Genomic DNA, 399 nt, shown 5'->3' with positions numbered 1-399 from the left:
CGGATGACATGTGGGAAGCGGCGACGCCGCTAGCCTCGATCTTTCATGAGGTGGTCGACCTCCTCCTGATCGGTTTCGGATTGGTGGTTTCGGGCCGGTTTCCGGCCTGTGGGCGGAGGTGATCGCCCCGGTGTTGCGTCGGGTGGCGTCGGGTTCCACTGCCCCGTTGGGTGTTTCGTGATCGGATGGTCAGGGACGTTGTGTCGGTCATGTGGGTGCTCGCATCCGGTTCAGGCGCTGTAGGCCGGCGATCAGCAGGCGGGTGTCGGGGGCTGTCGCGGCGAGGTGTAGGCGGGTTCGGCGGGCGTGCCGGGCGAGGGATCCGGCGATGCAGAAGAGTCGGTGACGTAGACGTTTGGGTTCCCACCGGCGGGCATCATGGCTGGTCAGGGCGAGCAT

The 399-nt window shown here is 66.2% G+C and carries 1 protein-coding gene; it reads right to left on the bottom strand.

Translation table 11 applies throughout. The features are described from left to right. Positions 1-207: 207 nt before the first annotated feature. Positions 208-399: transposase (locus tag AXK60_RS26060; RefSeq protein WP_175400123.1), on the bottom strand; the 192-nt coding region annotated here is incomplete at its 5' end.

The sequence above is a fragment of the Tsukamurella pseudospumae genome (genome assembly GCF_001575195.1).
Classification (GTDB): domain Bacteria; phylum Actinomycetota; class Actinomycetes; order Mycobacteriales; family Mycobacteriaceae; genus Tsukamurella; species Tsukamurella pseudospumae.
The sequence above is the reverse complement of the archived record's forward strand: the minus strand, read 5'-3'. Positions and strand labels throughout refer to the sequence as shown.